Raw genomic sequence first — 288 nt, 5'->3', positions numbered from 1 at the left:
CACCGGGTGATCGTCCTCTCGCTCATCGCGTCGCTGCTGACCAGCGCCGTGCAGCCGTTCGCCCCGTCGTACTCCGTGCTGCTGGTCCTGCGTGCGGTGCAGGGCGTGGCGATCGCCGGCGTCGCCGGCGTCGGGGCCGCCTACCTGGTCGAGCGGCTTGGTCGCCACGGCGTGGCAGCCGCCGTCGGCGCGATGATCGCGGGCAACACGATCGGCGGCATGCTCGGCCGGCTGTCCGTCGGGTTCAGCGCGGACGCACTGGGATGGCGGGGTGGGTTCGGCGTCGTC

General features: G+C 73.6%; 1 protein-coding gene. It reads left to right on the top strand.

Annotated elements, in window-relative coordinates; all coding sequences use genetic code 11:
* Positions 1 to 288, top strand: a 288-nt coding sequence (locus ELR45_RS41575) for an MFS transporter (RefSeq protein ID WP_240760183.1), incomplete at both ends; no start/stop codon positions are given.

The sequence above is a fragment of the Phytoactinopolyspora endophytica genome, assembly GCF_004138495.1.
Classification (GTDB): domain Bacteria; phylum Actinomycetota; class Actinomycetes; order Jiangellales; family Jiangellaceae; genus Phytoactinopolyspora; species Phytoactinopolyspora endophytica.
Note: the sequence above shows the minus strand (reverse complement) of the source record. Positions and strands in the feature narration are given on the sequence as shown.